This is a genomic window from Lentzea sp. NBRC 102530 (assembly GCF_030269365.1).
Classification (GTDB): Bacteria; Actinomycetota; Actinomycetes; order Mycobacteriales; family Pseudonocardiaceae; genus Lentzea.
Map to the genome: position 1 here is coordinate 461,784 of NZ_BSTF01000001.1, position 9,251 is coordinate 471,034.

General features: G+C 72.6%; 2 protein-coding genes. One reads left to right on the forward strand and one right to left on the reverse strand.

Annotated elements, in window-relative coordinates; all coding sequences use genetic code 11:
* Positions 1 to 155: 155 nt before the first annotated feature.
* Positions 156 to 7,454, forward strand: coding sequence for a WXG100-like domain-containing protein (locus tag QSK25_RS02230; RefSeq protein ID WP_285631738.1), 7,299 nt, complete (start codon positions 156 to 158; stop codon positions 7,452 to 7,454).
* Here the strand turns inward: QSK25_RS02230 and QSK25_RS02235 are convergent.
* Complete coding sequence (locus QSK25_RS02235; protein WP_285631741.1) at positions 7,432 to 8,673, reverse strand: FAD-dependent oxidoreductase; 1,242 nt, start codon at positions 8,671 to 8,673, stop codon at positions 7,432 to 7,434. The genes QSK25_RS02230 and QSK25_RS02235 overlap by 23 nt on opposite strands.
* Between the last annotated feature and the right edge of the window lie 578 nt (positions 8,674 to 9,251).

Here is a 9,251-nt window from a genome sequence, read left to right on the forward strand (position 1 = left end):
TTCGCGACCTGACCCGCCGTCCGTGGATCGGGTGCTGCTCAGCCAACCGTGATTCGGGCACGAAACAGTGTCGTTGGTCCAGAGCTGCTGCACCTTCTCATCCAATGTGGACTTTCGATGCGGGTTGATCCGCCGTTGGGTGGTCCCATGCAGGGGTGAGCGGTGCCGAAGACACGACCCACCTGCCTGCTGCCCTGCAGAAGTTCTTCCAGGTCGTGCTGGGCATGGAGTGGCCGGAGGCGAGCGAGGGCGGCCTGACGCGGCTGCGGCACGCCTGGTGGGACGCGGCCTCGGCGGCGGAGGACTTCGCGGACCTGGTGAGCGCGGACTCGGTCGCGCTGGCCCGGGTGCTGCACGGGGAACTGGGCGACCAGGTCGTGGACCACCTGCGCGCCGACCTCGCGACCGGAGTCGCCGAACTGGTCGCGGGCATGCGGGACCTGTCGCGTGCGGCGGAGAAGGCGGCCGCCGACGTGCGGAAGGCCAAGATCATGCTGATCGCGATGGCCGCGCTGGCGCTGGCCACGGTGATCTCGTTGCTGTACTCGCTGATCTTCTCGTTCATGATCCCGGCGGTGGAGGCGGCGGCGCAGGTCGGCCTGCGCCTCGTCCTGCGCGAGCTGGCCGCCAAGCTGTCGTCGTTGTCAGTGCGCGCGGTGGGCACGGCCGCGGCGAAGCCGGCCGTGGACGCGGCGAAGTTCGGCGCGTTCGGTGCCGCGTTCATGGGAGGGCTCGACGGCGGGATCCAGCTCGGGCAGATCGCCGCGGACCAGCGGCACGGTTTCGACTGGGAGTCGTTGAAGGGTTCCGTGATCGGTGGCGTCATCGGCGGCGCTGCCGGCGGTGTGGCACACGGGTTGTCGCGCGGTGTCGTGTCCGGGCTGTCGGCGCAGGCGCGGAGCCGGGTGACCGGCTCGGTGCGGGCGTTGGGCCACTTCGGTTACGCGTCAGCGCAGGTGGCTTCGGCCGGGGTGAGCAACCCGCTGATCAACGTCGCGACCGGGATGCGCGGCAACGTCTGGGACGGCATCATCGGCGCCGCGTCCCGGGCCGGCGGCGTGCGGACTCCGACCACCGGCGCGTCGGGCAGTCCGGACGTCTCCACGTTCAGCGTTCCCGGCATCGAGCTGGACCTGGTGCGGAACAGCGTTCTGTCGCTGGAACAAGAGGTGCGGGCCGCGGCCGACCGGGTCGGTGGCGGACCGGCTCCGGCCCTGACGTCCGACTACCACGTCGAGTCCGCCGGGGGCGCGGTCTTCGCCGCGGTGAAGCCTTCGGACGCCCCGGCACACCCCGAGATCCGCGTCGCGCGGGACGGCACGCTGGCGATCAACGGCTGGAGGTCGGTCGCCGGCGCCGGACCGGTGACCGAGGCGCGGGAGTTCTTCGCCACGCCGGAGGTGCTGGACGCCGCACGGAAGGCGTTGCAGCGCTTGGGGAGCCGCGTCGGGCTGGTCGTGGACGACACCCGGATCGTGCTCGGCGACGGCACGCGGCAGGTGCTGCACCGCGTGGTGCCGAGGACCGAGGCCCTCACGACCGATGCTTCCCACGACGTTGCCCGCGTGGTGCAGAACGGCCGTCCCGACACCCTGGTCCTCGGCAGCGGTGAGCGGACGGCGTTCGCGCCGATGAGCGTGGACGGTCGCGACGTGACCGGCGCCCAGCACCTCGCCGAAGGACTGGTGGAGACCTCTGCGAACGGCGAGGCGGCCGGTCTGACGCCCGGCAGGGCCGCCGAGTTCGCAGGCCGCGCCCAGCCCGGCACCGACGGCGCTCCGCTGCCGGGACGGCGCTACGCCGAGCTGGTCGCGAACAGGCCGTTGCTGGACCAGGTGTCGCGGAACGCGGGCGTCAACCAGCACGCCTGGGCGAAGCCGGGGCAGATGTACGTCGCTGCCTCGATCCCCGACCACGGCCGACCGCCGGTCGCGGGAGAGCGGGCCCACCACTTCGCCACCGTGATCGCCGAGAGCGCGGACGGGCGGTCCCAGATCACGCTGGAGAACCACTCCCGCGCGGGCGAGTCGCGCGAGACCGTGCGCGCGGCCATCGACGCCGAACTGCGGCACGGCAGCGGCGATCCGGCGCTCGCCGAGGCGTTGCGAGGCGTTCGGCAGACCGGCTTCGACGGCGCGGACCCGATCGCGCGAGCCCGTGCGTGGCAGGCGGTGGTGACGCACCTCGACCTCCCGCCGGCGGCGGAGCAGTGGCACTTCCGCATGTACACCAGGGAACCCGGCGAGACCTTCTTCGACCAGCACAGCACCGCCGCCGCCCCGCTCGTCACCGTGGCGGCGGGCGGTCTGTCGGACGTCTCGCCGGTGACCGTCGGATTCGACCAGGGGCAGCGCACGGCGACGGCCGACGCGCTCGCCGGGGTGCGGGCGACCGCACGTGACGTGGCCAGGGCGGCCGTCGCGAGGGCGGACCTCGGTCTGCCGCCCCCGCGGGTGACCGTCAGCGGGTTCAGCGCCGGCAGGACCGGCCTGGCCGACGCCCTCGCCAGGGGCAGGGCCGAGAACGTGCTGGCCGCGTTCCAGGAGGCGGCGGCGGGGGAGCTGCACCGGTTGCAGGGCAACGAGAAGACCGTCGAGTCCATCGCCGGACACGTCGAACTCGGCACGGGCCACGACCGCACGGCGACGCTGGAGGTCTCGTTCGACGAACCGGCGCGGGACGCACGGCACGAGGTCGCGCTGACCTACGACCGCGTCGCCCACGGCCTGCCGGAACTCGTCCTGGCACCGCACGACCTGCGGTCGAGGATCGAGGAGTTCGACGCGCTGGCGGACAGGTTCGACCACCACGCACCCTCCGCCGGCACCCGCGACCGGCTCACCGGCGTCAACAGCGCTCTCGCCGCGGTGACCGATCCGGTGCTCAGGAACGCGGTCCGCACGTTCGTCACCGACGCCCTGCTGGCCTCCACCCTGGCCCCGGTCAGGGAGACGACCCTGCGCCTGGTCCCCGCGAACCGGCTCGACCAGCTGCTCGACGACCTGACGACGGAACTGGCGAACGGCCGGGACCCGTTCACGGCACGGTCCTCCCCGCTGCACGGCCTGGCGGCACCGGAGAACGCGCCACTCCCGGTCCGGCTCGCGCACCTCGCCCTGACGAACCTCAGCCCGTCCGCACGCGACGCCGTCACCGCGAGCCCGTTGTTCACCGCGCTGGCCGCGACACCGGAGGCGCTCACCGAGTCCCTGTTCGCGGCGACCGGGTTCGAGGAGCAGCACTTCATCACGACGTGCGTCCCCGCCGCCGTGAACAGCGCGGTGCGCGCCAAGGTGCCCACCCTCGCGTCGTTGCTGCACATCGGACGGTCCGTGGCGGACACGACCGAGCACCGGATCACGCGGGCGAGCCCGGAGGCCAGGCAGAAGGCGGACCGGCTGTTCGGCCGGAGCCAGGAAACCATGGTGCGCAAGCGGATCGCGGACGCACGGGCGGAGTTCACGGCCGTCGAGGACCGGGCGTTGCGACTCGTACGAGGGGAACAGTCCCCTGCCGCGCGGCAGGAGTGGCACCACCTGACCGTGCGGTGGTCGCGGACGATGCAGAAGCTCGCCGCCGCCCAGCTGGACCTGCCCGTCGTCCCGGTGCTCACGCGGAAGGTCGTCCGCGGCGACTGGACGGCGAGCGTCGCGGTGATGTCCTCGGTGTTCCTCGACCGGCCCACCCGGCGCCTCACCGGGGTCGACCACCAGAACTACGTGGGACTGCTGCAACCCGCGCTCGCGATGGAACCGGGCGGTCACCTCTTCGGCGCGGACGAGGTCTCCACCGAGCGGTCACCGGCGGTGCCGCTGGAGGACGAGCTCACGACGCCGAACGAGGTCAACCGCTTCTGGGAGCGCGTCGCGGCGAGGGGCGGCACGGTCCTGAGCTCACCCGACCACGCCGTGCACCTCGGCACCGGGCTGGCGGACGGGAAGCGGGTGTTCGCGCTCGACGACCCCATGTACGCCCGGCCCGTGGTCCTGACCCCGGACGCGCTGCTGGCCTGGGCGGTGAAGCAGGAGGCGGCAGCGAGCCCCGCCCTGTTCGACAGGGCCCCGGACCCGGCCGGGGCGGCGCCGGAGACCACCGCGTTCCTCGGCGGCGGTACGGCCGGCGGCCCCTCGGCGCGGCACTCCACGATGCGTGGTTCCGCCGCGCGGCGGCCGGCCCGGTCCGAGACCTCGCGTGCGGCGGCCCGGTCCGAGACCTCGCGTGCGGCGGCTCGGCGGGGCACCGGCCCGGCGACGAGCCGCGCGCAGCAGTTCCCACCGCCGCCGCCGGAAGTGCTCAGGTGGTGGCCGACGGCGGACGGCCCCGCCACCTTGCGCGAGTTCCTCCAGCAGTTCGAGCTGCCACCCGGTGTCTCGCCGGAGGACACCGGCAGGGGCGGTGGCCTGACCGGCGCGATGTCGTCGTGGATCCGGGCCTGGGCGATGGGCATCGGCGCCGAGAAGCTGAAGGAGCGGGCGGTCACGCAACAGCGCCTCGTCGACCTGTCGGGCGAGCTGGTCACCACGCGTACGTTGCAGACGTGGTTGCGGGCCGAGAGGCAGGACGTCGGCGCCGACGGCAAGCCGTTGTACAGCGCTGCCGCCGCCGCAGAACTGTCCGGCGGTGTCATGCCCGCGAAGGCCGTGAGCCACATCTGGACCACGGCGTCGAAGGGAGCCCTTCTCCAAGTACCGGAGGAGGTTCTCTCGTGGCGCCCGCGACCAGACGGGGCACAGACGTTGCGCGGGGTCGTCGAGCAGCTCGGTCTCCCGCAGGGCGTCAGCCTCGGCCGCGACGCCGGCGGGCGGCTGAACCACGTGGTCGAGGCCTGGGTGCACGCGTGGGTGGACCGGCTGCGGACCCCGGAGAACGGCGGCGGCCCGGCGATCGACCCCGAGGGCGTCGCCGCCGCGTCCGGTGGCCTCATCACGGCCGAGCAGGTGCGGGATCGGGAGGTGGCGCAACGGCCGGTGAGCCATCCGGTGCCTCCGCGGGAGATCGTCGAGTGGAGGCCTTCGGACGGGACGAAGACCCTGCGCGAAGCGTTCGAACGGCTCGACCTGCCACCGGGCATCTCGCTGGAACGGGACGGCACGGGCAAGCTGAACGCGGCCACGAGGTCCTGGGTCGAGGCCTGGGTGCGCGGCTTCGGCGACCGGGTGGTCGACGGGAAGGTCATCACGACCGGGAGGATCGCCGAGCTGTCGGGTGGCCTGGTCGTGCAGAACACGGTGTCGCGCTGGCTGCGGGCGGACCGGCCGGCCGCGGCGCCGCGGGAGGTGCTCGGCTGGAGGCCGGCTCCGGACGGCACCGGACCGCGCACGCTCGAGGAGTTCCTCGGGAACCACCCCCTGCCGCAGGGAGTCACGCTGGCGCGCAAGGGGAACGGCGGTCTCGTCCCGCCCCTCGACTCGTGGGTGAAGGAGTGGTTCACCACCGGCGTTCGCGAGCGTGTCCGGTCGACCGGCTTCGACGAGGCGTTGGCGGAGGTCACCGCGCTCGCCGGTGGGCTGGTCCGCAAGGAGGCGGTCGACGGCTGGGTGCGCGACATCAGGATTTCCGCACTGCCCGCCCTGCCCCAGGACGTGGCGTCGTGGCGTCCGGCAGCGGACTCACCGCGGACCCTGCGGGCACGTCTCGACGAGCTGGGCCTGCCCGTGCACGCGCACTGGGTGCGGGACTGGGTCAAGGGCATGTGGGACCGGCTCAGCGACGACACCGGCCTGCCCCTCACCGCCGCGGAGATGGCGCGGATGTCGGGTGGGCTGGCGAACGCGGAGCAGGTCGTCCGGTGGTGGCCGCGGGTCGGCGCTGAGGTCGCTGGCGCGGCGGTGACGCCGGACGACGTGCTGCACTGGCGTCCGGCGCGGGGCGGACCCGGCACGTTGCGCGAGTACCTGGGACGGCGTCCGCTGCCGGACCGCGTCTCGTTCGAGACCGCGACGGGCCGGCTGTCGCTCGCCGCCGAGCAGTGGGTCAGGGCGTGGGCGCAGAACCTGCAGGGCGTCCTGGTGAACGGCGAGGTCCTCACACCGGCGGCGGTGGCCCGGCTCTCCGGTGACCTGGTGGTGGAGCGCACCGTGGCCTCGTGGTGGGACAAGCCGGTCGTGGTCGAACCGCCCGCGCACGTCGTCGCCTGGCGACCGGGGCCGGACGGGCCGCGGAACCTCGCCGAGTACCTGGCGGGCGTGGACCTGCCGCCCGGTATCAGCTTCGAACGCCGCGCCGCCACGGGAAACCGCGCGCCCACGCTCGTCCCCGAGGCGATGCACTGGGTCCGACGGTGGGTGGCCGACGTGTCGCGGGAGGTCGGCGTGGACGGCCGGCGCCGCACGCCCCGCACCATGTCGGAGCTGTCCGGCGGCCTCGTCGCGGGGAGCACCGTGGTGCGCTGGCTGAGGAAGGCCACCGAGCCGGTGCCGATGCCGCTGAAGCCGGTCACGGAGTCCGCCGGTCCACGTGCCGGCAAACGACACCTGTCCGACGACGGCGTGGCCGCCAAGCGCCGTGCCACGGTCGAGGCGCGACTGGACCAGGGACGGCACGAGACGCGCTGGGAGCCGGGTGACGAAGAGGTGCAGATCGTGCGGGCGGTCCGGCACGACCTGGTGCCGGACTCGGCGATGGACCACGCGTTCCCGTGGCGCGATCACCGCGATCCGGTGGGCCGGGTGTACGCGCCGTTCGCGGCGGAGGACGGCTCGCTGCACCCGGCGGTGCGGGCGGGTGCGGATCGGATCACCGCGCGCATGACCGGGGGGAAGTCGGTCCTGAAGTCGATCGCCGCTGATCTCGGCGACGGCCGGTTGCCCGACGTCGGGTCGCGGGAGATGGAACGGCTGTGGCCGCTGCTGGAAGCCGACGTGGTGCGGGAGGTGCGCCGGCTGGTCGAGGGGTCACCGCCGGACTGGCGTGCGCCGGCCCGGCCGGTGGTGCTCCGGCCCGACCAGGTCCGGCCGCACGAGCAGGTGCTGGTGGGCCGCTGGGGACTTCGACTGTCCACTCCGGACGCCGTGCCCGCTGATCGGCCGTCCGTGTCGAACGGCCGGGTTCTCGGGTTGTACCTGGGTGCGGTGTTGCGCAGTGTGGCGGACGAGGAGCGTTGGGGCGCGGAGCACGTGCAGTTCCCGAGTTACGCCATGCAGGCGGGCGGCGGGAACTTCACGATGACCGCGGAGGGGGCGGCGAACTTCACCGCCTTCGCCAACACCGGGTTGCGTGCCGATGTTCCATCACCGCGGTACGACGCCGAGGCGATCAACGCGCAGTTCGTGCGTTTCGTGGTGTCGTTGCCGGACGGCACCGGGAAGCCGCGCAAGCTCCCGGTGGCCGCGATGGTGTTGCTGGACAACGCTTTCGACCCGGTGGCGAACAGGCACGGGATCGTCACGGTGGACTACGGCGACGACTACCTGGCGATGTTCGACCAGCCGGTCAAGCGGGAAGCCGAGGACTGAGCGGTTCGGTGCGGCGGGCCCACGCCGGGGCGCGTTCGGGACGGACACCGATCCCGAGCAGCCGGGCGGGGCCGCGTTGCAGCCACGGGTGGCGGCCCAGCAGGCGCATCGGCGGCGGCAGCTCGGAGTGTTCGCTCGACTCGTCCTGGTTGTGCATGAACCGTTGCAGCCCTTGGGTCACGGCGGTCGGCCACTGCCGCCGCCGTTGCACGCGGCGTGCGGCGCGGTCGATCGCGCGTGGCCGTCCGGCGAGCAGCGGGCCCGCGAGGTAGCGGGCGGCGGCCACGGCGTCCTGCACCGCGAGGTTGATGCCGATGCCGCCGATCGGGGACATGGCGTGCGCGGCGTCGCCGATGCACAGCAGACCGGGCCTGCTCCAGCGGCGCAGCCGGTTCAGTCTGACGTGCAACAGCTTCACGTCGTCCCACGAGACGATGTCGCCGACGCGGTCCGCCAGCCACGGGTGCAGCTCGGTCAGCTGGTCGTGCAGCGTGCTGACCGGGCCCTGGCGCAACGTGCTGTCGGCGCCTCGGGGGATCAGGTAGTTCATCTGGTAGAAGTCGCCCCGGTCCAGCATGACCAGCAAACGCTTGCCGCTGCGCCGGATCGTGCCGCCGGCGTCCTGGTCGTGCGGCAGGTGCGGCAGCCGCATCCACCAGGAGTCGACGGGCACGTCGAACTCCCGCAGCGGCAGACCGGACCGCAGCACCGAGTCCCGGCCGTCGCAGCCGACGACCAGGTCCGCCCACAGCTTGCGGTCGTCCTGCAGTCCCGCTGTGCGGTCGGTCCAGCGGACGCCGGCGACGCGGCCGTCCTTCATCAGCGGTGACAGGACTTCGGCGTTGCGGACCAGGCGGAACGTGGGTTCGCGTTCAGCGGCCTCGGCGATCGTGTTCAGCAGGTGCCATTGGGGGACCATCGCGACGAACGGGTACGGGGCGCGCAGCCGGGAGAAGTCGGCGACGGTCGCCTCGCCCGAGTCGAACACCATCCGCATGCGGCGCATCGGGTGCCACGGCAGCTTCTCCACCTCGCCCCACAGCCCGAGCTCGTCGAGCAGCGTCAGGGTGGAGGGGTGCACGGTGTCGCCGCGGAAGTCGCGCAGGAAGTCCGCGTGCTTCTCCAGCACGGTCACCTGGACGCCCGCGCGGGCGAGCAGCAGGCCGAGGAAGAGCCCCGCGGGCCCACCTCCGGCGATCACGCAGCCGGTTCGCTCCATCGTGGACCTCTTCTCGATCTGTTTCAGGGCAACGGTGTCCGGGGTCAACTCGGCAACCCTCGAACCGCACGACGGGCGAACCCACGACGGCGCCGCTCGTCAGTGTCGTCTCGGGTTCGAAGGGGAGCCCCCGGAGATCGGACGGGCTGCACGGCTGGAGCACGATCCTGCCCTGCCGTCCTGGGGTTGCAGGGGAACTCCCTTGGCGACGCCCGGCCGTAGAGGCTGAACAGTCCATGCGAGTCCTGCCTGACGTCAGGGAATTCTGAATGGCAGTGGCGCCCGCAGGAGGCTTTTCGGGAGTCAAACAGTGGGGGACTTTCGGCGAGATTTGTTGCCTGTTCGTGGAAAGGCCTGTTCAGGGTTAGGTGTGAACGGGTGTTTCCGGTCGGTCAACGTGCCCTGACGTCCTTCGGCCCGCCTTTGGGTTGAGGAGTAGAGGTTTACTTGAGTTGTTCCTGGTGTTCTGCACACGTCCGCCGGTGTGGTCGAGACCGGAGTGGCCGTTGAGGAGAACTGCGTCGTGATTCGAATCGTCGTCGAGGCGGCCGTGTGCGCCGCGGCCGGGGTGGGGCGGC